20 protein-coding genes and 5 pseudogenes are annotated in these 25,957 nt (G+C 42.8%); 9 read left to right on the forward strand and 16 right to left on the reverse strand.

Annotated elements, in window-relative coordinates; genetic code table 11:
- The first annotated feature begins 93 nt into the window (after positions 1-93).
- Both L5L98_RS02975 and L5L98_RS02980 read left to right on the forward strand, forming a co-directional pair.
- Positions 94-1,335 carry an IS4 family transposase gene (locus L5L98_RS02975; RefSeq protein WP_263138447.1) on the forward strand — a complete coding sequence of 414 codons (1,242 nt, stop codon included), beginning with the start codon at positions 94-96 and terminating at the stop codon, positions 1,333-1,335.
- Positions 1,336-1,348: 13 nt separating this feature from the next.
- Positions 1,349-1,801: pseudogene (locus L5L98_RS02980) on the forward strand (IS3 family transposase); the annotation flags it as partial.
- Positions 1,802-1,951: 150 nt separating this feature from the next.
- Here L5L98_RS02980 and L5L98_RS02985 read toward each other — a convergent pair.
- The 15 genes and pseudogenes from L5L98_RS02985 to L5L98_RS03055 all read right to left on the reverse strand — a co-directional run.
- The gene (locus L5L98_RS02985; RefSeq protein WP_220593104.1) at positions 1,952-2,368 is read right to left on the reverse strand and encodes an arsenate reductase ArsC; all 417 of its coding nucleotides are present in this window, start codon (positions 2,366-2,368) and stop codon (positions 1,952-1,954) included.
- Positions 2,369-2,440: 72 nt separating this feature from the next.
- Positions 2,441-2,929, reverse strand: coding sequence for a dual specificity protein phosphatase family protein (locus L5L98_RS02990; protein ID WP_263138403.1), 489 nt, complete (start codon positions 2,927-2,929; stop codon positions 2,441-2,443).
- Positions 2,930-2,942: 13 nt separating this feature from the next.
- Positions 2,943-3,959, reverse strand: coding sequence for an ACR3 family arsenite efflux transporter (gene arsB / locus L5L98_RS02995; RefSeq protein WP_220593102.1), 1,017 nt, complete (start codon positions 3,957-3,959; stop codon positions 2,943-2,945).
- A gap of 47 nt (positions 3,960-4,006) precedes the next feature.
- The gene (locus tag L5L98_RS03000) at positions 4,007-4,411 is read right to left on the reverse strand and encodes an arsenate reductase ArsC (protein WP_263138405.1); all 405 of its coding nucleotides are present in this window, start codon (positions 4,409-4,411) and stop codon (positions 4,007-4,009) included.
- 41 nt (positions 4,412-4,452) lie between these two features.
- Positions 4,453-4,773: an ArsR/SmtB family transcription factor gene (locus L5L98_RS03005; RefSeq protein ID WP_220593100.1), complete on the reverse strand. Its 321-nt coding sequence runs from the start codon at positions 4,771-4,773 to the stop codon at positions 4,453-4,455.
- Positions 4,774-5,226: 453 nt separating this feature from the next.
- Positions 5,227-5,337 (reverse strand): annotated as a pseudogene (locus tag L5L98_RS03010) (IS5/IS1182 family transposase); the annotation flags it as partial.
- 519 nt (positions 5,338-5,856) lie between these two features.
- The gene (locus L5L98_RS03015) at positions 5,857-6,243 is read right to left on the reverse strand and encodes a putative zinc-binding protein (RefSeq protein ID WP_263138407.1); all 387 of its coding nucleotides are present in this window, start codon (positions 6,241-6,243) and stop codon (positions 5,857-5,859) included.
- A gap of 77 nt (positions 6,244-6,320) precedes the next feature.
- Positions 6,321-8,984, reverse strand: coding sequence for a nitrate/nitrite transporter (locus L5L98_RS03020; RefSeq protein WP_263138409.1), 2,664 nt, complete (start codon positions 8,982-8,984; stop codon positions 6,321-6,323).
- A 59-nt stretch (positions 8,985-9,043) separates the two neighbouring features.
- Positions 9,044-9,808 carry a peptidylprolyl isomerase gene (locus tag L5L98_RS03025; protein ID WP_076500142.1) on the reverse strand — a complete coding sequence of 255 codons (765 nt, stop codon included), beginning with the start codon at positions 9,806-9,808 and terminating at the stop codon, positions 9,044-9,046.
- A 73-nt stretch (positions 9,809-9,881) separates the two neighbouring features.
- Positions 9,882-10,571, reverse strand: a complete 690-nt coding sequence (gene narI / locus L5L98_RS03030) for a respiratory nitrate reductase subunit gamma (protein WP_076500140.1) — start codon at positions 10,569-10,571, stop codon at positions 9,882-9,884.
- An 11-nt stretch (positions 10,572-10,582) separates the two neighbouring features.
- The gene (narJ, locus tag L5L98_RS03035; protein ID WP_076500138.1) at positions 10,583-11,305 is read right to left on the reverse strand and encodes a nitrate reductase molybdenum cofactor assembly chaperone; all 723 of its coding nucleotides are present in this window, start codon (positions 11,303-11,305) and stop codon (positions 10,583-10,585) included.
- A 2-nt stretch (positions 11,306-11,307) separates the two neighbouring features.
- Positions 11,308-12,843: a nitrate reductase subunit beta gene (narH, locus tag L5L98_RS03040; RefSeq protein WP_076500136.1), complete on the reverse strand. Its 1,536-nt coding sequence runs from the start codon at positions 12,841-12,843 to the stop codon at positions 11,308-11,310.
- Positions 12,844-12,864: 21 nt separating this feature from the next.
- Positions 12,865-16,578 carry a nitrate reductase subunit alpha gene (locus L5L98_RS03045; protein ID WP_259523918.1) on the reverse strand — a complete coding sequence of 1,238 codons (3,714 nt, stop codon included), beginning with the start codon at positions 16,576-16,578 and terminating at the stop codon, positions 12,865-12,867.
- Between the two features lie 692 nt (positions 16,579-17,270).
- Complete coding sequence (gene norR, locus L5L98_RS03050) at positions 17,271-18,830, reverse strand: nitric oxide reductase transcriptional regulator NorR (RefSeq protein WP_259523917.1); 1,560 nt, start codon at positions 18,828-18,830, stop codon at positions 17,271-17,273.
- A gap of 134 nt (positions 18,831-18,964) precedes the next feature.
- Positions 18,965-19,230, reverse strand: a pseudogene (locus L5L98_RS03055) (ISAs1 family transposase); the annotation flags it as partial.
- A gap of 319 nt (positions 19,231-19,549) precedes the next feature.
- On the opposite strand from L5L98_RS03055, the pseudogene L5L98_RS03060 reads away from it, so the two are divergent.
- The 7 genes and pseudogenes from L5L98_RS03060 to L5L98_RS22370 all read left to right on the forward strand — a co-directional run.
- Positions 19,550-20,614, forward strand: a pseudogene (locus L5L98_RS03060) (flavodoxin domain-containing protein); the annotation flags it as partial.
- A gap of 255 nt (positions 20,615-20,869) precedes the next feature.
- The gene (locus tag L5L98_RS03065) at positions 20,870-21,298 is read left to right on the forward strand and encodes an FAD-dependent oxidoreductase (RefSeq protein WP_259523964.1); all 429 of its coding nucleotides are present in this window, start codon (positions 20,870-20,872) and stop codon (positions 21,296-21,298) included.
- Between the two features lie 59 nt (positions 21,299-21,357).
- Entirely contained in the window at positions 21,358-21,741 is a 384-nt protein-coding gene (locus L5L98_RS03070) for a hypothetical protein (protein WP_248991736.1), read from the forward strand.
- A 44-nt stretch (positions 21,742-21,785) separates the two neighbouring features.
- Positions 21,786-22,124: a DUF1971 domain-containing protein gene (locus tag L5L98_RS03075; RefSeq protein WP_248991735.1), complete on the forward strand. Its 339-nt coding sequence runs from the start codon at positions 21,786-21,788 to the stop codon at positions 22,122-22,124.
- A gap of 165 nt (positions 22,125-22,289) precedes the next feature.
- Positions 22,290-22,769 (forward strand): hypothetical protein, encoded by a 480-nt coding sequence (locus L5L98_RS03080; RefSeq protein WP_248991734.1) that lies wholly within the window; start codon positions 22,290-22,292, stop codon positions 22,767-22,769.
- Positions 22,762-23,481, forward strand: a complete 720-nt coding sequence (locus tag L5L98_RS03085; protein WP_259523916.1) for an EAL domain-containing protein — start codon at positions 22,762-22,764, stop codon at positions 23,479-23,481. Before L5L98_RS03080 ends, L5L98_RS03085 begins: the two co-directional genes overlap by 8 nt.
- 101 nt (positions 23,482-23,582) lie before the next feature.
- On the forward strand, positions 23,583-24,749 hold the full coding sequence (locus L5L98_RS22370) for a methyl-accepting chemotaxis protein (RefSeq protein ID WP_317633946.1): 1,167 nt from the start codon (positions 23,583-23,585) through the stop codon (positions 24,747-24,749).
- Positions 24,750-24,875: 126 nt separating this feature from the next.
- Here the strand turns inward: L5L98_RS22370 and L5L98_RS03095 are convergent.
- Positions 24,876-25,837: pseudogene (locus L5L98_RS03095) on the reverse strand (IS5 family transposase).
- Positions 25,838-25,957: the final 120 nt, after the last annotated feature.

Raw genomic sequence — 25,957 nt, forward strand, 5'->3', positions numbered from 1 at the left:
CTACAAAGGAATAAGATACTCCTTCTTATAAATTCGTAACGAAAGTTTGCATTTTAAAAAAAAGATGCAGACTTTCCTAAATAAGGCTGAAGAATTCATCTGCACATCTCCCATCGGACACTTCATTTTGAGACATTAAGACGGCGTAAATTGCCGATGGACGCGATGATTTGGGCCGTTATCGGAATGGCTTTGTTCCGAGGGGAGTCTGTGCGGTCACTCATCAACAAACTCGACATTGTTTTGCCGCAAGAGATTGATTATGTTGCACGCAGCGCCGTGACTCAGGCGCGTAAACGATTGGGCAGTGAGGTTATTCGAGAAGTGTTTAGTCGCAGCGCCAATACCTGGCACGCGAGAGCTGAACACCCTCATTGGTGCGGTCTTAACTTGTATGGTGTTGACGGTGTAGTGTGGCGGACACCCGATAGTGTCCAAAATCAAGCCGCCTTTGCGCGTACCGCAAACGCTTCAGGCGAAGCGGCTTATCCGCAAATTCGCATGGTTTGCTTGATGGAGTTAAGCAGCCATTTGTTGGTCAACAGCGCCTTTGATTCGGTTGCCGAAAATGAAATGAACTTAGCATCTCAACTCATTCCTAGCATTCCCAATCACAGCCTAACCCTATTTGACCGAGGATTTTACTCGCTAGGCCTGTTACATGCTTGGCAGCAAGCGCAACCTGACAGCCACTGGTTGTTACCATTGAAGAAAGGCACTCAATATGAGGTGGTGCGAACGCTGGGAAAACATGACCAGTGGGTGAAACTCACCACCACGCCTCAAGCCAGAAAGAAATGGCCGCAGATCCCAGATACCCTTGAAGCGCGTTTACTCACTAAGACAGTGAAAGGTAAGTCAGTTACCATTTTGACCTCGTTGACTGACCCGATGCGTTACCCCAGCGAAGACATCGTCGACTTATATGCCCATCGATGGGAAATCGAACTGGGCTACAGAGAGATGAAACAACATCTGTTGGAGAGTCGTTTTACGCTACGCAGTCAACTACCGGAGCTGGTGACTCAAGAGCTGTGGGGCGTGCTACTGGCCTACAATCTCATTAGATATAAGATGTTGCTGATGGCTAAAAGCTTGCCATCGGTCCATCCTAATCAACTGAGTTTTAGGGATGCGGCGAGTTATATCATCTTTAAGTTGACGCAACTGCCATCACAAACGCCGGGGAATGTCCCGAGAGACGTATTGGATATAGAACGAAATGCACGGCAATTTAAATTGGATGGTAAACGGGAAAGGGCATATCCAAGAGTCCTTAAAATGAGCAAAAACAAGTTTCCGGTTAGACCAAAGAAAAATGCCGTTCACTCTTAAGTGAACGGCATAAGGTGAAGGCTGGATGTATTTGGCTGTGGTGATGGATTTATATTCACGCAGGATTGGGTGGTACATAGACAAACGCATGACCACGGATTTGATATTCAAGGCATTAATGAAAGCCTACAACCTGCGACAACCTGCGCGAGGGTTGGTATTTCACAGTGACCGAGGCTCGCAATATACCAGTAAGCAATTCGGTTGGTTGCTATTGAGCTATGGTATCCGAGCCAGCATGGGTGATGTGGGTGCGTGTTGGGATAATGCCGTTGTTGAGCGTTTCTTTGGTAGCTTGAAACACGATTGGATTTTTAACGTTAATCAACCAACAAGGGAGTTTATGAAGCAAGATGTGACGGCTTAAATGAAATATTACAACTTGGAGCGACTTCATTCTGCTAATAACGATCAGTCACCTGTAGAGTTTGAGAATTCTCAACTAAAAGTGTCCAATTTGGGTTGACCAGTACATATCTGATCTTAAACTTTTTCACGGAGATTTTTAGGCTTAATCTGACAGGCAACTATGAGCGAAAGCGTAAGTTGCTGACTTGCCGATAAACAACGAAAACAGCAACTAAACACTCATGGAAACTGACTAATTTTGGGCAATTCAATTAAATTGTTTGTCGTAGAGCAGAACAAACATCTTCAATCTGTCTGCCAATTCATGAATAGTGGTATCAAAAGCTTTGATTGTCTTGCCGGTTTTCGGATCAGGGAAATCCCAACTTAATATATGCTTAGCGATTAAGCCCTGAGCACATTCTTGCTTCGCTTTGTCGCACAAAATGATGGTGTAATCGATATCAATATTCTCTAACGCGGCAAATGACTTAGAACAGAGACCTTCTGTTATAAAACCATGCTGTTGCAGCGCCTTTATCGCACGCTCATCAGGCACAGTTGGTGCCGTGCCTACGCTGAAAACGTTAAATCTGTCGCTGTACTTTTGGCGGGCAATAGCTTCAGCCATCAATGAACGGGCTGAATTCTCGGTACATACAAAAACTAAGTTTGGCTTATTCATCACGATACTCCGTTTTAGTTAAGCACCAAGAACATTATTGGTGCAATTCAGTCCTGCCTGATAGCTGCAAAATCAGCCGTTAAACGTTGCAAAATAACCTTGATGAACCGTATGGCACAACGCTTTGGGCCTAAGCTGCTGCACTAAGGTTTGCGCTTCGCTTTTACTGTAACCAAGCTGAGTCATTAATATCGCCGCCATTAATCCCGTGCGGCCAGAGCCACCTTTACAGTGAATAGCCACTTTCTTGCCATCTTGCAGCAGAGCCATTATGGCCGCTTTATATTCGGCAAATGCCGTCTCAAATTCATGCTCTGGCGCACAGTCATCTTCAACGGGCAACTGATACCACTCTAAGCCTAATTCTTTACAGATATCGCCGATGCCCTCTGCGTCGTTCTGCTGTAGCTCATGTGTTGGCATCAACGTGATGATAGCTGCTGCACTGGCAGTTTTAAGCTGACTGATGCTCTCAGACAAACTTACACCTTTGGTGCCAGGACAAGGCGTAAATATCAATGTACCAGTACTTAGTTCCAAATAATCAAACGGGTGCTTCATAAGATTTCCTGTGTTAGTTAAACCAGTGCCGAGTGCGATTAGCAAACCACACCAAGGACAGCATTACCGGCACTTCTACCAGTACGCCAACAACGGTTGCTAAGGCTGCGCCACTATTTAAGCCAAATAAAGCGATGGCTACGGCTACGGCCAGTTCAAAGAAATTTGACGTGCTGATCATGCAGGCCGGAGCGGCAATGTTGTGCGGCAAGCGCATTTTTTTCGCCACAGCATAGGTAATAGCAAAAATACCGTAGGTTTGAATAAGCAAGGGAATCGCAATCAGTAAAATAATCAGTGGCTTGGCAACTATAGTTTGCGCCTGAAAACCAAACAGCAGCACAACTGTTGCTAATAAACCAATCATCGACCACGGTTTAGCCTTGGCCAAAAACGCCGTGACACGCTGCTCTGTTCCGCCTTTGTTAAGCTGTTTACGCGTAAGCACACCGGCTATTAAAGGCAACAGCACATACAGCAGCACTGACAATAAAAGCGTCTGCCACGGAATAACAATATCGCTGACGCCCAACAACAAAGCTGCGATGGGTGCAAAGGCGAAAATCATAATGATGTCATTCACCGACACCTGAACCAGCGTGTAATTGGCATCGCCTTTTATCAGTTGACTCCAGACAAACACCATTGCTGTACACGGCGCAACGCCGAGCAATATCATACCGGCGATATATTCATTCGCACTTTGTGGGTCAACCAAACCAGCAAAGAACACTTTAAAAAATAACCACCCCAGTGCAGCCATCGTAAAAGGCTTAACTAACCAGTTCATGACAAGCGTAAGCACGATGCCTTTGGGCTTTTTACCTACATCTTTAATCGCGCCAAAGTCTATCTGCACCATCATTGGATAAATCATTAACCAAATCAGCAGCGCCACCACTAAGTTAATCTGGCCGTACTCAATAGCCGCTATCGCTTGAAATACACTAGGCATCAGGTTGCCGAGTACAACACCGGCAACTATACATAATGCAACCCAAACAGATAAATAACGCTCAAATATACCCATATATAATCCACTACCTTTAGTGCAGAACTTTATTCAAAGACAAAAATCTACAATGATGCAGCTAACGTTAGAACATGCTGCTTAATCTCATCTCTGGCGATACGAAAACCTTGTAATAGTTGCTCTGGTGTTTCACGACCAGCAGAAGGCTCATTAATCGGCCAGTGTAAGCGTTGCACTTTGCCCAGAAATACCGGACACACTTCCTCTGCGCACAATGTAATAACAGTATCCACCTCACTGCTGTTGATATCCTCAACTGCTTTTGAGTAATGCTCGTTGATATCGATACCCAGCTCTGCCATCGCCTTAACCGCATAAGGGTTAAGTGTTGAAGGTTGAGATCCAGCACTTTGCACTACAATATCCGCAGGCAAATATTGTTTTGCTAATCCCTCAGCCATCTGGCTACGAGCCGAATTAGCTACACATAAAAAGAGTATGTTCTTCATTGTCTCACCGTTATTTACACATCATCGTGTCATTCGCCGCATTAGCAGCACGCATCATCATTACTAACCTGGCTACTGGCAATTTGCTGTAACAAGTCCAGCAGCGGTAATAATTGTTGACGATTAAGGCTGTAACACACTCGCGGGTGCTCAATCTCACCGGTGACAATTTCCGCAGCTTTTAATATTCGTAAGTGTTCCGACACGGTTGATTGAGCAAGGCCAACCTCGTTGGTGATCTCACCACCAATACAGGAAGGCTTGGTCAGTAGCAGGCGGATAATTTGAATACGGGCAGGATGCGCAATCGCTTTGGCGATCGCGGCCAGTTGTTCATTGGAGGGTGAGTTGATAGCGTTCATAAATACCATTATCGTTAATCGACGATATACGAATATAAAGCCAATTTCTGCGAAGGTCAAATAGAAAATAGCGGCAATGTGTTGCTTGTTAGCTTTAACGCTGGGGATGTAAGGCAGGATTGGTCGGCTTTGGCACTTGCTGACAGTCTGCTCAGGTCTGATTCTTCTGTGCGAATTGCCATATAGAATCCAGTCTAATTCATTTGAGTGTTTCGTTAAGGGGATCATCGGTATTATGGAGGCGAAGTTTTAATTTTTAACAAAAAACAGATCAACGATCTACACTGAAAAATGCTACTCTTTAAACGGCATGGTAATGGAGATAGCTCAGCCCTAGCCGCAGCTTTCTCTCATTACAAAAATTAGGTCAGTATGGCAGGTGACATCTACTACATTACAGGCCGTTGATTAAATCATTTAATAGAACGTAATCTTTCCAAGGCTTCTGGCCGATTAAGCAACTTGCTGGCGAACGGGCATACCCAGTCTAATGACTTCGTTCATCGCCTTCACACCAGCCAATGCCTCTGCAACTTGCCCATTGTAATCACGTAAACTTAGCATTGACTATTCAACTATTTATATCGGTCCATGGCGGTTCCATTCACCACCCAAAATAAAACACAACTCACCAGTCCCTGATAGCGTATTAGATAATGCTGAAAATTATCATTATTTAACTGAATACCTGTTTCTGGCTCCCAAGTATCTTGGTTATGGCACCCTTGGCACCCTTGGCACCCTTGGCAACACAGTGGCAACCGGTGATGATAAATGCTAACGACACTTCATCAGGAAACTCTTGAAAACAGATCTGTGGCACAAAGCTATTAAATGTCACGGTTACCATATTTTGTGTTTGTTTTACCATGGCGCACTATATGCTGTGTTTTATGATGTCGAGATGGACAAATAATAGTTTGTTCAAGATCAAACTATTGAGGGTTAATCTTGGGGAAGTGAAGCAGGTAACACAGGTGGATGGCTATAAATAAGTATGTGTTTAAGCTGTATTAAACTTGGCTTATTTACAATAGGTTCCAGAACTTAAATAGAACAGCGGTAGTGTAAATAATGGTTAGACTAATTAAGTTTACATTGAGGAATATGAATAATTTTTTGATGGATATGTTGTAACAAACGGTAACTATCAGCCAGATCGCAATCAATTTGCTGTTGTTTTTTATAGCCCAATTGGGTGAGCTCTATGTGCCAGGTGGGTACAATTTGCTGTAGCGCTAAACTATTTTTAACGCAATTGAGCTTACAACCATCAAGTGCCAATATGGGGCGGCCAGATTTGGCCAGTCTGACAATGGATTTGATATTTCCACCAATGCCTGCGATGCACGACATTTGCATCACGCCGGAGCGATCAAGGGTCAGTGCGGCATCATTAGCTAATTGTGCGACATTTGAACAGCCAGAACAGGCATAAACCAAGGGTTTACCAGTCGATAACTTTGTCATATCAGCGCCTTTTATAAAAAGTTAATGTAGATTGTAGGCACCCCAAATCGGCGTACCTACAACTGTTTAGCTAACGGTTAGCAAGGGATCTCGGCGTTACGCCTAGCGTAAAACCACCAAGTGATAACCACACAACTGGCGTAAAACAGGATAAATCCATAGAGCGCGGAATCTACTGCTCCAGTTAAGTTCATTGCGGTGCCATAGGATTTAGGGATGAAAAATCCCCCATATGCAGCAATGGCAGAAATAAAGCCTAATACCGCCGCGGACTCTCGGTTTCCTTCAATTTCTGCTTGTTTTTCCATGCCTTTACCTAATGCTTTTTGCCTCAGGGTTAAAAACATCACAGGTACCATGCGGAAGGTTGAGCCATTGCCAATACCTGTGGTGATAAAGAGCAAAACAAACATACCAAAGAAGCCGCCAAAATTACCCGCAACACCGTTATGCGGTAAGAAATACAGTACGCCGACAACGCCTATCGCCATGAAGAAAAAATTCCATAGCGTGACTTGGGCGCCGCCAAATCTATCGGCTAATTTACCACCGATGGGTCTGGCTAATGCACCTGCAAGCGGGCCGATAAAAGCAAACTTAACGGGGTCGACATATGGGAATAACATACCCGATAACAATGGGAAACCTGCGGCAAAACCAATAAAGCTGCCGAAAGTACCTAAATAAAGCCAGCACATCAGCCAAGTATGATGACGTTTAAAGACAACGGCTTGTTCCTTAAAGGAAGATTTAGCATCAGTAATATCATTCATGCCAAACCACGCCGCAATGGCGCCAATAATGATAAATGGCACCCAGATAAACGCCGCGTTTTGCAACCACACCGAATGTGTTTCACTGTTTTGCAGTACGAGGGTGAGGGGGTCTCCTTCTAAACCGCCAAACACACTGGCAGATATCACTAAAGGGGCAATCAATTGCATGCCCGATACGCCTAAGTTACCCAGTCCGGCATTAAGCCCTAGTGCAGTACCTTTTTCCGCTCTAGGATAGAAAAAGCTGATGTTTGCCATACTCGATGAGAAGTTAGCGCCACCTAAACCACAGAGTAAGGCTAAAATCAGCATGATGAGGTAGGGGGTTTCGATATTTTGCAGCGCAAAACCCATCCATAAACAAGGGATTAAAAGTGATGCGGTTGACAAGGCTGTCCAACGGCGGCCACCGAATATGGGGATCATAAAACCATAGAAAATTCGCAGTGTAGCACCCGATAATGCGGGTAGCGCAGCCAACCAAAACAGTTCATTTGGGCTGTAGTTAAAGCCTAATGTCGGCATTTTAACCACCATAATGCTCCAAATAGACCATACAGCAAACGCAAGGAAGAGGTTTGGTATAGAGATCCATAAATTGCGTGTGGCAATTTTTTTACCTTTAGTGTCCCAGAACTGTTTATTTTCAGGTTGCCAATCGTTAAGTACAAAGGCGTCGGGTGTGGTCATTTCGGGTAAGTTTTTTACCGTTTGACCACTGGCCCATTCCATTCTCTCGGCTCGGCGAATTGAATAATGCATCCACATTAATGAGATAGAACTAATAACAAACAACAGCATAAAACAGCTTTGCCAGATGCCAATAACGTCATTGAGCATCCCAAATGTGACGGGTAATAAGAAGCCGCCAATACCGCCGACCATACTCACAAGGCCGCCCACTACGCCGACATTATTCGGGAAATAAGTCGGTATATGCTTAAATACCGCCGCTTTACCTAAAGACATGAAAAAACCTAAGGTAAAAATAAGCAGCACAAAAACGGGCAAGGATAGGTGGAAGTTAAATTCAAAAACGTGTTCAACCCCTTTTACACTGTAGTGGGTTGGGGGATAACTGAGTAAAAAGGTACAAATGGTACTGATGCCTAACGTCCAATACATGATGCGACGGGCGCCGTATTTGTCGGACCAAAAGCCGCCTAAAATACGAAATAAAGAACCTGGGATAATATAAAACGAGGTAAGAATACCGGCGGTGACTAATGACACACCATAAACATCAATAAGGTAGTGGGGTAGCCATAGGGCGAGTGCCACAAAGGCGCCAAACACGAAAAAATAATATAATGCGAAGCGCCAAATACGAATGTCGCTGAGTAAGCTTAGTTGTTCACTGAATTTGGGCGGTTTGAAATTAGTTAATCGGCGGGGTTCTGTTTTGGCAAAGACCAAATATGTGGTTGCCGAAATCGCAATGATTAAAGCATAAATTTGAGCGGTTTCTTGCCAACTGAAGTACTTTAATAAAAAGGGTGCGCCAAAGGTTGTTAGCGCAGCACCCACGTTGCCCGCACCAAAAATACCGAGTGCAGTACCTTGTTTTTGTGTTTCAAACCAAGATGCGACATAGGTCGCACCGACAATAAAGCCACCGCCAGCTAAACCCAGCCCAATACCTGCAACTAATAGCATATCGTAACTATCAGCAAGACTGAGCAGATAGGTCGCAATGGCAGCAATGTACATTAACGTACTAAATACAAGGCGCCCACCCCAGCGCTCCGTAAACATACCTAGGGCAATGCGGCTCAACGAGCCGCTTAAAATGGGCAGCGCCATTAATAACGCCATTTGCGTATCGGTTAAGGCTAAATCCGCTTTTATTTTTATCCCTAAAATTGAAAATATCGTCCAAACGGCGAAACAGAGCGTAAAAGCAGCGGTGGTAAGCCACAATGCGCGGTATTGTCCACTCTTAATGTGTAGCGGTAGACTACTCATTTGAAAACTCCGACAAATTAGCAAAATGTAACGTTAAAAAACATTAGCTTTTTAATGGGTTACTGCAGTAATGGCTCATTATTGGTGTCAAAATCAAAACCTTCTATATGGGCTTCGTCTATTAACACTTGGATATATTGAGCAATGGATTTTTGACGCACTTTTTCATTAAGGTATAAGCTAATCCTGTCGCTAACCGCTTCAAATGGGAGAGGGTTACCGGCAATTTTGTGTTTGATATCGACAATATGAAATCCATAACGACTTTCTATCGGGTAGGGTTGCAAGCCTATTTCGGCGGTTAATAGCTGTCGTTCAAATTCCGGCACGGTTTGCCCACGGCTGAGCTGACCTAAATTTCCCCCTACGGATTTTGAAGGGCAGGCAGAAAACTCCTGTGCTAAAGCGGCAAAATTGGCTTTTTGATGCAATTGTTCAATCAGTTGCTCGGCGATGATTTTACCCTCTGCTCTGGCTTTTAAATCATCGGGCGCAGCGGCAATCAGGATATGGTTAGCCTCAACCAATGGCGAGGTTGTAAATCGATGTGGGTTTTGTTCAAAATACTGTAAACACTCTTCGGGAGTCGCTTGAGGAATAGGTACTTCAGATTCAATGAGTTGCTCTAAATAATCCTCTTTATTACAGATCTCATCATTAGGGCGAGATAGCGATAATGCTTTTGCACGTTGAAGTAGCAATTCGCCAATGATTAAACTCTGGGCGGCTTCTAACATCGCTTTACGTTGGGTTGGGGCCGGGAAATACTGCATTTCACTGAGAACTTGCTCTTCGGTAATGCTGGCTTGGTTGACTGTGATCATAATATGGCTCTCTATAAAATAAATGCGGGCGAGCAAAGATCCCCTGATAGGCCAATATCAAGGGGATTTAGCACTAACGGCTGACTTTACGACGTACTATTTGTGGTGCGCGTGTCAGATACTGCAGTGGTGCACTGAGCATGTGAACCAAGCGGCTGAATGGGAATACTACAAACAGCGTCATACCTAGAATGACGTGCAATTTGAAGACGATATTTACATCGCTAATGGCTTCAACGGCGGCAACACTATTAAAGGTCATAATGTTTTGTGCCCAAGCCATTAACTTAAGCATTTCAGCGCCATCTAAGTGTCCACCTGATACCGGAATAGAAATAAGTCCGAGGATCAGTTGTCCATAGAGCATTAAGAGGATGATGATATCCATCTTTTTGCTAGTGGCACGAACGCGAGGGTTTGTTAGGCGACGACGGATCAAAATGGTTAATCCCGCAAAGCAAATTACCCCAAATAATCCACCCGCACCCATAGCAAGTAACTGTTTAAACTCGGCAGTCACGCCCAGCGCGTGCCAAACGGCTAATGGTGTGAGTAATCCCACAAAATGACCGAAGAAAATCCCGATCACCCCAACGTGAAACAATACGCTACCAATATGCAGTTGGCGTTTTTCCAGCATTTGGCTGGAGCTCGCTTTCCACGTGTATTGTTCACGGTCATAGCGGATCCAGCTGCCGATAAACATCACCGCCATAGCGATATAGGGGTAGATGCCAAAGGCAAATATTGAGAAATGGCTCATCAATGCTCTCCTTACAACCGTTGGCTATTGCTTTTAGGCTGCAATAGTTCGGTATTGAGTGGAATGTGTTGGTCCCGACGCTGCGTTTCACTGGGTTTATTGCTGCTATTACAGCCCGTTTGCGCGTTGTCCATAAAGCTCACCATTTCTTCTTCCCACACTTTATCGAGCTCTTTGGGGGTGTTGTCGGGTTGTTCGTCAACGATTTGTTCACGTAAATCCTTAAGATCGACATCAACCTTGCTTAAGCTCAATAGTGCATGGAGTAAGTTGGCATAATTTGATTGGTGCTTTTCAAGTCTGCATGCCAGTAGCGCTAAAATCGGCGCCACTTCTTCTAATCCATAACGGCCGTTTTCGCTGCCTTGGGTTGACATAAACTCAAGATATAGCGGGATATAATCTGGCAACTCTTTAGCACTAATATCTAGACCTGCTTGGTGATATTGATCTAAAAGGTTGACCATGGCTTGCCCGCGGTCACGTGATTCACCGTGAACGTGTTCAAATAACAGTAAGGACAAAGAACGTCCTCGCTCGAATAAGCCGTCATATTCGGCTTGCCAGTCCATGGTATCCATCGCAAAACGCTCGGCGATAAACTGCAGTACAAGGGCTTGATGCGCGGCATCAAGTTCAGATCCCGTGACAATGGCCTCTAACTCTGCCCGCGCGTCGAGTAGTTCAGCGTGCGGGTAATCGAGTAGTATTGAAATAACACTCAGTACTTTCATGTTTACTTCTCCAATGTGACAGGAATGACTTGGCGTACACCGGTCGCTTTGCTGCCAAATAAGTTGACGCCGTTGTTACCATCGCCACAGCCATTTCCAAAACTAAAGCCGCAACTGCTTTTCATGTCGTAGGCATTTTCTGCGTAGGCTTTATGGCTCGTTGGCACTACGAATCTGTCTTCGTAGTTAGCAATGGCCATGTAGCGATACATTTCTTCGACTTCGACTGCGGTGAGGCCAACTTGCTTTAGCACCTCTAAGTCTTCAACTTTGTCGACCTGTTGTGAGCGTTTATAGGCACGCATCGCGATCATGCGCTCAAGTGCACGCTCAACTGGTTTTTCATCGCCAGCAGTTAACAGGTTTGCAAGGTAACGTAGCGGTATACGCAATGATTTCAGATCGGGGATTTCACCGTTCATGCCGACATGACCTGCTTCTACTGCCGTTTGGATTGGCGATAGTGGCGGCACATACCACACCATAGGTAAGGTGCGATATTCAGGGTGTAAAGGCAGCGCGACTTTCCAGTCGATTGCCATTTTGTATACCGGTGAGCGCTGGGCCGCAGTGATCCAGTTATCACTGATGCCTTCTTTACGCGCCGCTTCAATTACCGCCGGATCGTTAGGGTCGAGGAAAACATCGAGCTGTGCTTGATATAGATCTTTTTCATTTGGAGTATTTGCCGCAATTTCAATTTGATCGGCGTCGTACAGCAATACGCCCAGATAGCGGATACGGCCTACGCAGGTTTCAGAGCAAACCGTAGGTTGACCCGCTTCAATGCGAGGGAAACAGAAAGTACATTTTTCTGATTTACCTGATTTCCAGTTGAAGTAGATTTTTTTGTAAGGGCAGGCAGAAACACACATGCGCCAGCCGCGACATTTATCTTGGTCAATCAGTACGATACCGTCTTCTTCACGCTTGTAAATCGAGCCTGAAGGGCAAGAGGCAACACATGCTGGGTTTAAGCAGTGCTCACACAGGCGAGGTAAATACATCATGAAGGTTTTTTCAAATTGACCATAAATGTCTTTTTGAATCACATTATCGAAGTTGATGTCTTTTTTACGCTTTTCGAACTCAGTCCCGAGAATTTCTTCCCAGTTTGGACCCCATTCAATTTTCTCCATACGCTGACCTGTGATCAGCGAGCGGGGTCTAGCAACCGGTTGATGTTGGCTATCAGGCGCTGTGTGTAAATACTCGTAGTCAAAATCAAAGGGTTCGTAGTAATCGTCAATTTCAGGTAAATCAGGGTTAGCAAAAATTTTTGCCAGCAATCTGATTTTGCCACCGATTTTGAGTTCTAACTTACCGGCGTCAGTGCGTTTCCAGCCGCCGTTCCATTTCTTTTGGTTTTCCCATTCTTTTGGAAAGCCAATACCGGGTTTAGTTTCTACGTTATTGAACCACGCGTATTCGACGCCTTCGCGTGAGGTCCAAACGTTTTTACACGTGATGGAGCAAGTGTGGCAACCGATGCATTTATCTAAATTTAGCACCATGCCGATTTGGGCTCTAACTTTCATATTGTATTCCTCGCTCCACGCTTATTTAGTATCTAACCAGTCGACGTTGTGCATTTTGCGTACAACAACAAATTCGTCGCGGTTACAACCGACAGTACCGTAATAGTTAAAACCATAGGATTGTTGCGCATAGGCACCAATCATATGAGTGGGTTTCATCACTGCGCGGGTGACTGAGTTATGGATCCCGCCACGGGTGCCGGTCATTTCTGACCCTGGTATATTTACGATACGTTCTTGGGCGTGGTACATCATGCTCATGCCTTCTGGCACACGTTGTGACACCACAGCGCGGCACGCTATTGCACCGTTGACGTTGAAGACTTCAATCCAATCGTTATCTTCAATACCCGCGGTTTTAGCATCGGTCTCACTCATCCACACGATAGGGCCACCGCGTGATAGTGTGAGCATCAACAGGTTGTCGGAGTAAGTGCTATGAATGCCCCACTTTTGGTGTGGGGTGATCCAGTTCAGAACAATTTCTTTATTGCCGTTAGGCTTTTTGTTCAATACTGGGGCAACGGTTTTTAAGTTAATGGGCGGTTTATAGGCACAGAGCTGCTCGCCAAAGTCACGCATCCACTGGTGATCTTGGTAAAACTGTTGACGGCCAGTAATGGTGCGCCACGGTATCTGCTCATGTACGTTGGTATAGCCCGCGTTATAGGACACATGCTCATCTTCTAAACCAGACCAAGTCGGTGAAGAGATAATTTTGCGCGGCTGGGCAACAATATCGCGCCAACGAATTTTTTCATCCTCTTTGGGTTTGGCTAAGTGGGTGTGATCTATGCCAGTCATCTCGCCCAATGCTTCCCATGCTTTAACGGCAACTTGACCATTGGTTTCAGGGGCGAGGGTGAGGATCATTTCGCAGGCATCAATGGCAGTATCTAGCTTTGCCATGCCTTTGTTGATGCCTTCTGTGGTATGGGTATAGTTGAGTTGAGTTAATAACTTAACTTCATCTTTAGTGTCCCAACTAATGCCTTTACCACCATTGCCGATTTTTTCAAGTAGGGGGCCTACCGAAGTAAAACGAGCATAGGTATTAGGGTAGTCGCGCTCAACCATAGTTAAATGCGGCATGGTTTTACCCGGAATAGCTTCACATTCGCCTTTCCACCATGCTTTAACATCATAGGGTTGAGCTAATTCAGCTGGGGTATCGTGGTGCATTGGAATGGTCACCAGATCTTGTTCTACCCCTAAGTGCCCCACACACACGCGGGAAAACTCTTTGGCGATGCCTTTAAAGATTTCCCAGTCAGAGCGCGCTTCCCATACGGGATCGATTGCGGCTGATAAAGGATGAATAAACGGATGCATATCCGAGGTATTCATATCATCTTTTTCATACCAAGTTGCAGTAGGTAAAACAATATCTGAATATAAACAAGTGGTTGACATACGGAAATCTAAGGTGACCCATAAGTCGACCTTGCCTTCGGCGCCTTCATCTTTCCATTCGACGTCTTCGGGTTTATTGCCGCCAAAATCACCGAGATCTTTACCTAATAGCCCATGCTTAGTGCCGAGGAAGTGGCGCAACATGTATTCGTGGCCTTTGCCGGATGAACCCAGCAGATTAGAGCGCCAAATGAACATATTACGTGGGAAGTTTTTCGGATCGTCTGGCTGCTCACAGGCAAATTTTAGGTCGCCGCTTTTCAGTTGTGATACCACGTAGTCTTCAACGTTTTGTCCAGCCGCTTTAGCACTGGCGGACAAATGCAGTGGGTTAGTGCTTAATTGTGGTGCAGAGGGTAACCAGCCCATACGTTCAGCACGACTATTGAAATCGATAATGCTGCCAGTCCAGTTTTCTTTTGGCGCGAGCGGCGAAATAATTTCAGACATGTTCAATTTTTCATAACGCCACTGACTAGAGTGGTTGTAGAAGAATGAAGTGCCGTTCATGTGACGTGGTGGGCGCTGCCAGTCAAGTGCAAACGCCAGTGGTGTCCAACCCGTTTGTGGACGAAGTTTTTCTTGTCCTACATAGTGAGCCCAGCCACCGCCAGATTGACCGATACAACCACACATCATTAACATGTTAATGAGGCCGCGGTAGTTCATGTCCATGTGATACCAGTGGTTTAGTGCAGCGCCCACAATTACCATAGAGCGACCATTGGTTTTATCAGCATTACGCGCAAACTCAGTGGCAACACGGATAACATCGGCACGTTTTACACCGGTGATCACTTCTTGCCAAGCTGGCGTGTAGGGGATGTTATCGTCAAACGAGCTAGCACGATTGCTGTCGTTAACGCCGTTATCCACCCCATAATGCGCCAGCATTAAGTCAAATACGCTCGCTACTTTTGCCTGTTTACCGTCGGCAAGCGTAATGGTTTTAACTGGCACATTACGCAACTGAATATCACTGTGATCTGTGTGTTGAAAGTATTCATATTCGTGCGGCGCGCCGCCAAAGTAAGGGAAAGCGACTTCGGTCAGTTCAGTGTGATCTTTAAGAGATAGTAAAAGATCAATATCGCCTTTACTGTCTTTAGATTCTAAGTTCCATTTGCCTTTTTCACCCCAACGATAACCGATAGAGCCGTTAGGGCTAGTGAGGTTACCATCATGGTTAAATGCAATCGTTTTCCAATCTGGATTATTCTCTTCACCCAAATTATCAACTAAATCAGCCGCACGTAAAAAACGTCCACTGGTAAGGTGGCCATTAACTTCTTCAAGCATGACCAACATCGGCATGTCGGTGTAGCGTTTAGCGTAGTTAATGAAATACGCACTTGGGGTATTGACGTAAAACTCTTTTAAAATCACATGACCAAAAGCCATTGCCAAGGCGGCATCAGTGCCTTGACGTGGCGCTAACCAAGTATCACCAAACTTAGAAGCTTCAGAGTAATCGGAGGTAATAACGCAGGTTTTGGTGCCCTTGTAACGGACCTCACTTAAAAAGTGCGCATCGGGAGTACGGGTTTGCGGTACGTTTGAGCCCCAAACAATAATGTAATTTGAGTTATACCAATCTGCAGATTCTGGAACGTCAGTCTGCTCACCCCAAACCTGTGGTGAGGCGGGGGGCAAATCACAATACCAATCGTAGAAACTTAGGCAGTTAGCACCAATTAATGATAAATAACGCGCGCCAGCGGCATAGGACACCATCGACATTGCCGGAATAGGGGAGAAACCGGATACGCGATCTGGGCCGTACTCTTTAGTGGTATACACGTTAGATGCAGCAATGATTTCATTGACTTCATCCCAACTCGCACGGATGAAACCTCCTAATCCCCGTCGTTCTTTGTAGCTTTTGGCTTTAACCGGATCGCTCACAATCGACGCCCATGCATCGACAGGATCAGCATGTTGTTGCTTAGCTTCGCGCCATAGTTTCATTAATTGTTGACGAACTTTAGGATATTTCAGGCGATTTGCGCTGTAGATATACCATGAATAACTCGCGCCTCGTGGGCAGCCTCTGGGTTCATGGTTAGGTAAGTCGGGTCGAGTACGAGGGTAATCGGTTTGTTGGGTTTCCCACGTAACTAAGCCATTTTTAACATAAATTTTCCAACTACAGGAGCCGGTACAGTTTACTCCGTGGGTAGAACGGACAATTTTATCGTGTTGCCAACGTTGACGATAACCCTGTTCCCAACTTCTATCCTTATCAGTTGTAATGCCATGCCCATCTGCAAAGGGTTCTTGGTGGGTTTTAAAAAAACGCAATTTATCGAGTAAGTGGCTCATTATATTTATAGACTCCTGATACGACATTGCTAACAACCTCGAATGTTGTACTACACAGCATTAATTGATGGTTGCTTCGTGGTATTTACTTGACAGCTGTTCTTAATTCTTATGAAGAGGTTAGATGCTAATCAGTCTGTATGGAGCAGGAGCACGCAATGTTGATCGCGATCAATAAATTACCACTTATGTGACAAATATCTCTTTAGGGTGGGGTGGTGGAGGTGTTATTTAAAAATACTATAACAATTTACATTTGTTTATTTTTTGATTTTGAAAATGATAAATTCAATTTTATCATACGGTTATTTAGATTTGTGCTTGGAATGTATTTCCTTCTTTGGAGTAAAGACCAAGATGTGTTTAATGTTGAATACTTAATTAGAGGTATGATAAGAAGATGTGTGCTTACTGAACACGGTTGGACATGATTTTTTTTAGATAACTGATTAAGTATTAAACTAGTAATCAGTATGGAATATATCAAAATCTGTTAAACAGTAATTAGTCATCTATTTTGATTTGATTGAAATAATTTATAATAACAATGATATGTTTTACAAAGACGTTTAGTGTTTTAAATAGTACATAAAGTCAATTATTGGATATAAAAAAGCTAACCATACCAAAAAATAACTCAAAAAATTAATAGTTCAAGATTAAATAATTTATTTTTCACTAAAATAATTAGCTTATTTTAAGCTCAGGCGTTTCATTAAACGGTGTAAATTTCCCGGATTGACTTTCAGTTGCTTAGCAGTTGCACTCAAGTTTTCATTGTTTTCTAAGTAGGTGTTTTGCACCAGTTGGGTCAGGAATAGATCTATGGCGTCTTTTAGTCCGAGTTGTTGGTACTTGGTAATGTTAGTTTCTGGAGTATCTACGGGTATGTGTTCGGGAGATTGTTGGAGTATTGGTATCCCTGAAAGATTGAAGTGACGTGGAAGTAGGATTATTTGTTCCGACTGAGCGTTGAATTTTGCAATCACTGATGCTCTGTTAATAGCATGTTCCAGTTCACGGACGTTACCTGGCCAATGATAGTCTTGGACAACGCTAAGCGTTGTTGTATCGAGGCTGATATTTGCAACACCTAATTTATGTGCGCATTGTTCTGCAAAAAATCCGGCGAGCAGTACTATATCTTTTTCGCGATCGCGTAATGGAGGGACAAAGATGGGGAAAACACTTAAACGATGATATAGGTCTGATCGGAAATTACCTAGTTTTACTTCATCATGCATCACTCGGTTAGTAGCCGCAATAATTCGAACATTTACCTTGATATTTCTATCGTCACCAACCCGTTGTACATCCCCATATTGGAGTGCACGGAGTAATTTTGCCTGTAGTGGAAGTGACAGCTCACCTATCTCATCTAAAAATAGGGTGCTATTATCCGCCAGCTCAAATTTACCTTTACGATTACTTATTGCTCCAGTAAAGGCCCCTTTTACATGTCCAAATAGCTCACTTTCTGCTACTGATTCAGGAAGTGCTGCACAATTCAGATAAATTAGCGGTTTTTTTGAACGACAGGATTGGGCATGGAGTGCTGTCGCTACAAGCTCTTTACCTACACCCGTTTCACCCATAATGAGTACTGATAGCTCTGTATCAGCGACTGCATCAATTTGTGATTTGAGCTCCCGCATTGGTAGAGATTGACCAATCATATCTCCTTGCTGATTTAATTTGCGAGACAGTGTTTGGGTATTTGTATTAACCCCTGAAGTTCTTTCAAGTTGTTCCATTAGTAAGGCTGTATTTAGGCTACCTGCTGCCAATGCACTTACTATTCGAAGATCGTCATTTTTTAAGTTTTTAAACTGAGTGGGGTCAAAAGCATCGATAGTCACTGCTCCTATCAGACGTCCTTCCAACATAAGTGGCAAACCTATACAAGAGTGTACTTTTAGATCCCCCTCACGGTTGGGGATAAGGCCGTCATATGGGTCGGGTAAATCACTATCAGAAGGGAAACGAACAATATCTCCCGCTCTTGCTATAGCCTCAAAACGAGGATGTTGGTTAACATTAAACCGACGTCCAAGTACGTCAGCACTCAGACCATTAGTTGCCAATGGGACAAACTGTTGGTTACTGTAAAGTAATAGAGCGGAAGCATCGCATTTTAGTGTTTGTCTGATGGTAGAAAGTAACCTATCGAACCTGTCTTGATCGGAAATACCGGAGGTAATATCTAACGCAACTTGTATCCACTCATTTCCAATCTGGTTGGTAACCATCATTTAAATCCTGATGAATTGTTTATATGACAATAACCTTATCATAAAGATAATTATTCTTCTTTATGCAAGATAATCTAATAAATTATTGAATTAATTTATTAAAATAAAACCGATTCTAGATAAAATGGCTTCATTCAAGCTTTTTCTGCTTCGGTGGAATACTCTGCCCTGAGTGATATTTGTTGAAGCATTGCCGAGTTTTCAGCCCCATAATTTTGATAGATCTGGCAGCTATCTTCTTTCATTGATGCATCTAACATTCAGTGGAAACTGTTCTCAATTTCCCAATGGGAACGAATTGAGTAGGCGAGCGCTTGCTCATCTCAAGTTTGGCTGAACTGAGGTAGTAGCGTTAGGTCGATGTTGCCTTTCCTTTTCCCTGCCAATAACTCAAACACATACTTGAGTGGACTTTTATTAAGCCAAATACCGAGTTTATGAAACCTTTCTTTACCCGTAAAAGGAGATTTAACAGGCCTTTGAGCTGTTTAAATTGCCGTGTTGCAGTACAGGCATTCCCAGCCGAGAGCATCATGATATGCACATTAGCATGAAAATTGTCATTTAGATAATAAATGGTATCAAAATGACAGTGATTTTGGCTTTGTCATTTTAACAATGCTATTAAGGTGTTGGATCAAGCTGTTGATATTTAATTGTTTGCACTGTTGGCGCATATAATGCATTGGTGATGGGAGGTAACTATCTTAAGGTAAGACAAAATGACTAAAGGAACGAGTTACAACAGTTATCTAATCTGTGAAGAAAAAACGGTGTTGATAGATAATGTGGACCATAGCTTTAGTTACCAGTTCATCCAGAATCTAGAGATAGAGATTAATCTGAGTGATATCGATTTTATTATCGTTAACCATGCTAAAGAAGACCACTCTGGTGCGTTGTCTGCTCTGATGGAGAAAATACAGGGAACACCAATTTACTGTACTAAAGCAGCAATAGACTCAATTGTTGGTTGCCACCATCATCCTGAATGGAACTTTAAAGCTGTCAAAACGGACGATACTATTGATATAGGGAACGGTAAGCAGCTTATTTTCATTGAAGCTCCAATGCTGCATTGGCCAGATAGTATGATGACCTATCTGACAGGTGACGCAGTACTATACAGTAATGATGCATTTGGTCAGCATTACTGTGATGAGCACTTATTTAATAATGAAGTAGATCAAAATGAACTAATGGAACAGTGTCTTCGCTATTTCGCTAATATCCTCACGTCTTTTAGTAGCTTGGTGAGAGCAAAGATTAAGGAAGTTCTGAGTTTTAATGTTTCAGTCGAAATGATTGCAACTTCTCACTGTATTGTTTGGCGTGATATCCCAACCCAGATTGTGCATCAGTATCTTGAGTGGGCAGACAACTATCAGGAAGACCGAATTACGAACTTCTATGACACTATGTCTAACAACACTCACATGATGGCGGATACCATCGCTCAGGGCATTCACAATATAGATCCAAAAGTTGCTGTGAAGGTGTTTAAGGTCTCTAAGCACGACAAAAATGAGATTCTTACCAATGTGTTTCGTTCTAAAGGATTATTCGTCGGTTCTTCTACTATGAACAATGTGATGATACCTAAGATCGCAGGGATGCTGGAAGAGATCACCGGTCTTAGGTTTAAAAATAAGAAGGCTGGCGCATTTGGGAGCGATGGCTGGAACGGGGGAGCTTTAGACCGTATACATGCTCGCTTAACAGATGTTGGATTTGAAACGATATTAAGCTTAAAAACAAAATGGCGGCCTGATGAAAGATCCCTTAATAATTATCGGTAGCGGCTTTGCTGCTTACTAATTAGTTAAATCACTACGGCGTAAAAACAGCATTATGCAGATTCAATTGTTTATTGCAGATAATGGCGATGAATACAACAAACCAGATCTGAGCCATGTATTCACACGCCGACAGAATGTTAATGATCTTATCTCTATGACGGGATAAGCCTTTGCTGCAAAGTATGACATTGAGCTTTTTACTAACATTAGGGGAAAAATATTAACACTCAGGATCACACCATTCCTTCGGCCAATGGTAATTGTTACCGCTACTCTAGACTTGTATTTGCTACGGGTGCTAGAACCTTTATACCTGCGTTGAGTGGTGATGCTGTTGGTGAATTGGTCACACTTAATAGCTTGGAAGATTATCGTGCCTACCAACAACGGATTACGAATGCGAAACGTATTCTAATCATGGGTGGCGGGCTTATTGGTACTGAATTGGCGATGGATCACGTAACGAGTGGTAAGGAAGTACAAATACTAGAACCCAGTGTCCATCTGATGTCCAACTTGATGCCTCACTTTGTTGTTACCGAGCAGGAAAAACAGTTGCGTAGTGATGGTGTTCAAATTGAATGTTTAGATTATGCGACTGCGATTGAGCATGATGGTACTAGCCTAATAGTGACGACTAAAAAAGGCACACAGTACCAAGCGGACTGAGTAATTTCTGCTGCTGATCTCGTGCCTAATACGGAGTTAGCTAAATAGTCGGAGCTCAGGTGGGTCGTGGAATTGTCGTTGATAAGCAGCTAAAAACCTCTATAGCGGATGTCTATGCTTTAGGTGATTGTGCTGAGATTGATGGCAAAGTATTGGCATTTCTTCAACCAATTGTCCTTAGCGCAAACACACTGCCAAATGTGCTGCTATTTGATCCAACTTTGCTAAATATACCAGCCTTGATGATAAGGATTAAAACACTGAATTATCCAATACAACTTGGCGGACATTATGATCTAAGTTCAAGTTGGCAAGTCAATTTTACTGAGCAGGGGATGATTGCTAAGGCATATAACCAAAACCAGCGCATGACTGGGTTTGTTGTTACACAGGATAACCTGAATCAGGCATTTCCATTATTAAGAGAAATCCAGATCAACTAGGTTTAAAAGTACGTCAAAAACCATTACGGATAGGAAACTAGCTTATGAGCCATCAAAGAATTCCCAAAAACTGGACGATTCAACGTTCTACTCCATTTTTCACTAAAGAAAATGTGCCTGCTGCGCTGCTTTCACACCATAATACTGCAGAGGATGTTTTCGGCCAACTCTGTGTGATGGAAGGTGTTGTTATCTATTATGGTTTTGCTAATGAGAATGCGACAGAACCAGAAATCAAAGTCGTTATTCCTGCTGGTAGTTTTGCTACCAGTCCACCACAATATTGGCACAGGGTTGAGCTAAGTGATGATGCTCAGTTCAATATTAACTTTTGGTCTAATTCAGAACAGAAAGATAAAAAAATGTTCAATACAAAATCATAATTTCAAATTAAGCTCGATGCTATTCATAAAGGTGCTATATGCCTCTTTATGGGTAGCTGAAATAATGCAGGAGAAATTAAATCTATACTTTCGTAGACAGGCTTACGCTCTAATGTAATGATAAGAATTACCCAAATATGGGTTTAGATAGGATTAGGCAGGCACATGGAAAGAGACTATGAAAATATCAGCTTTCGTGAAGCCAGTCAGCAATATGCTGCAACCTGGTCAGGAATATTGATTAAACAACATCTTCAATTAATACAAGAAATTGAAAATGTTTCAAGTTTACTCCCACAAACAATACTTAATTGGTTTTTGCTTGATGCAAAAATAAAGCGTTTGATTAAAGGGGTTAAGGTCCATTTAGAACTAGAGAATACATTTCTTAGTACTGCATTATCGAGTGTAGATATCTCACAAGTACAAAAAAAACAGCTGATAGAGGGTTATAATTCCTTGCAAAACACTTGTGATAAAACGATGACATTGGTCCGAACGCTAATGCTATTTCCCGATAAAGAGAAGGCTAGAGAGGAATATGTATTACAAGTCAGGCAGTTACTGGATGAGTTGTCATCCCGTCTTAAAGAAGAGGATGTGATCTATTCATTCCTGAACTTGACTGGAGTTAATAATGTTTGAGTTCGCTTTTTATGGACAAACCGCACAATTAGACTGGTATGTTCAGGATTTGATAACGTCTTCTCTTAGTTCCGTTTATGGTCAGGAATTATTAACACGAGGTTTTATTAAAGGTAGTAATTTGCCGATCCCTACTCATAAGCTATTTGATTTTTTAGGGGAAAATAAAGAAATCATGTTTGCAATGACTTGTCAGCAACTAGCAGACCTTTTTATAAATAAAAATTTACATCATAAAATAAATAATAGCATATGGATAAATATATCAGGTAAAATTATTTCAGATGATCTATTTTTGCGTTTATGGAATGAAATATTAATACATATAAATGCTGAAGATAAACAGAAACTAGTGCTTGAGATTTGTGAAGATAGCATTAATGACTCACTTGTTGTTGGAAAAATTTCTTATTTACAAAAGTTGGGGTTTAAGATTGCGATGGATGATTTTGGTGCTGGCCACTCTAATCTTATCCGATTGAGTCAAGTTAATTTTGATTTCATAAAATTAGATCTACAGCTAATAAAAAATACTCCCGAAGATTTATGGGCAACGAGTCTTTACAGGGAAATAATCGAGTTATGTTCCTCAAAAGGGGCTTTGATTGTTGCTGAGGGAATCGAGACTAAAGCACAGTCGGACTTTGTTCGCTGGGCAGGAGTTGATATAATTCAAGGTTTTTTTTATTCAAAACCATATCCGCTTATGTAAACATTAAAATGTTGCATTGCATACAATTGATAGTCTGAATTTTAAGTATTTATTTTTAGATGGTTATCTTATTAAAGTGTTTGGGTTTACAGAGGAAATATATGCGTTCACTATTTATTCGGATGAGGGTTATCCACTGGCTAGGTGCTATTATACTTTTTGTTAATGCTACATTTTTAACTGAAGTTTTACTTTCGCAAATAATCCAATACGTTATAACAGTTTTTCTAATTATTCATGATATAGACGAAAAGGTTTGGGGAGTAGATTCGTTGAAAAATGTTACTGTTTATTTGAAAAACTTTGAAAGGAAAGATCTTTCTGTACCCTGTAAAATTGACAGCCAATACAACAGTGAAATTGATAAAGTTCTTCGTGTAATTAATACATTTAGAGAAAATGTAAAAGGTGCTTTAATCGATATTCAACATCAGGCCATAGCCTCTGATGAAATATCTGTTCTTCTAAAATTAAAGGCTCAAAATATTTCTGGTCGTATCAAAGAGCAGGATAATCGAGTAAGTATTTTGACCGCTCAGATCGAAACCTTAGATAAGACCTCATTAGCTCTACAGTCTAAAGCTGATGAGACGCGTTTGCAGGTAGAAAACACACAAATTGGCCTCCTGCGGTCTAACCAAAATATGGGGGCCATGGTTAATGATTTAGGTTCATTCATTGCAAGTAATGAACAGCTTGAACGGAAGTTCAATCAACTTTCGGAACAAACAATGACTATTGAAGGAGTCGTATCAGCCATCGATAAGCTCGCAGATCAAACAAATCTTTTAGCATTAAATGCAGCTATTGAAGCGGCACGAGCAGGAGAGCACGGTCGTGGCTTTGCAGTTGTTGCGGATGAGGTAAGAAATCTCGCCAAATCAACACAAGACAGCCTAAATGAAATTAACCAAATTATTTCTGGGATATCGAAAGCTGTGCTCGATGCGGGCAGCCAGATGAAATCGCAAACTTCCGCAATTATTTTACTTTCAGATTATACCGCCACTAGCCAGTTAGAACTGAATATTGCTTGTGAAAATATAAGTGAAATTCTGACACTGATTGGGCAAGAGCAAGGCAATGGAAACGTAGATATTAGCTATGTGAACAGATTAGTTGGTGATGTAAGTAAGGAGATAGAAATTCTTAAGATACTCTCAGGATCTAACTCGAGCGATTGTGCTGATCTAGAACAACAAGGAGATTATTTAAATCAAGTTACAGAGAAAATTGTACAACAATTAGGAATGTTCAAAACAAGATAACTGATCTGTACCTGCACTTTTGGATATCTTGGATAAATAAGGAAAATAATTTAACGTGGTGAAACAACATCAACGACACTGCAAATTTGTAAAATCCATACCGCTGAATTTAAAGGACGTTGTTGATTAAATCATTCCATAGAACGTAATCGTTCCAAGACTTCTGCCTATTAAGCAACTTGCTGGCGAACGGGCATACCCAGTCTAATGACTTTGTTCATCGCCTTCACACCAGCCAACGCCTCTGCAACTTGCCCATTGTAATCACGTAAACTTAGCATTGGACTATTCAACTGTTTATATCGGCCCATGGCGGTCTCTGCTAGAGAGCGCTGGTGATAGCCGTTATCGATTTTCCATTGTTTCAGTTGACCCGCTTTCAGTGCTTCTACCGCTTCATTACGTGGATGCCCCTTTTCCCATAACCCCGCATTTGAGCGCGGTGGGATGGTAGCTTTACAGCCTTTACGTCGCAGTAATTGATAACAACCCTTTGTATCATAAGCCCCATCTGCCGATACCTGCGTTATCTTTCGCCGTAAAGGATTGAGCAAGGTCGGCAATACTTCATTATCGCCTACTGACACAAAACTGACTTCAGCTGCAACGACTTCGTGAGTGCTTGTATCGATGGCTAAGTGCAACTTGCGCCATGTGCGGCGTTTTTCGCTGCCATGCTTGCGCGTTTTCCATTCGCCTTCACCAAACACTTTCAAGCCCGTGGCATCGACAACAACATGCGCTATCGGTCCGCGACTAGGGTTGCGGTACTTGATATTGACTGTCTTAGCGCGTTTACTGATAGAAGTGTAATCAGGTGATGTTAGTGGAACATTCATCAATGTAAATAATGAGTTGAGAAAGCCTTCTAGCGCACGCAATGATAAATTAAAGATGCCTTTGACCATCAACGCGGTTTCAATCGCCACATCACTATAGCTAAACCCGCGTCCACGCCCGCCATGATGCTCATGGCAGTACCACGCTTTTACTGCAGCTTCATCCACCCAGAAGGTGAGCGAACCACGGTTCACTAACGCTTGGTTGTATTGCTTCCAATTAACGATTTTACGTATTGATTTGCCCATGTTGCCGTCCTGAAGGTGAGTCAGGAGATCTGATCATGGCAACACCAATTAGTTCACTGATTTGTTCAATAGTGCCCATTAGTGATATCAAATCGACAGCGTAATTGTAGTCAATTTGAC

The organism is Shewanella sp. SM23 (genome assembly GCF_025654295.1).
GTDB lineage: Bacteria > Pseudomonadota > Gammaproteobacteria > Enterobacterales > Shewanellaceae > Shewanella > Shewanella oncorhynchi.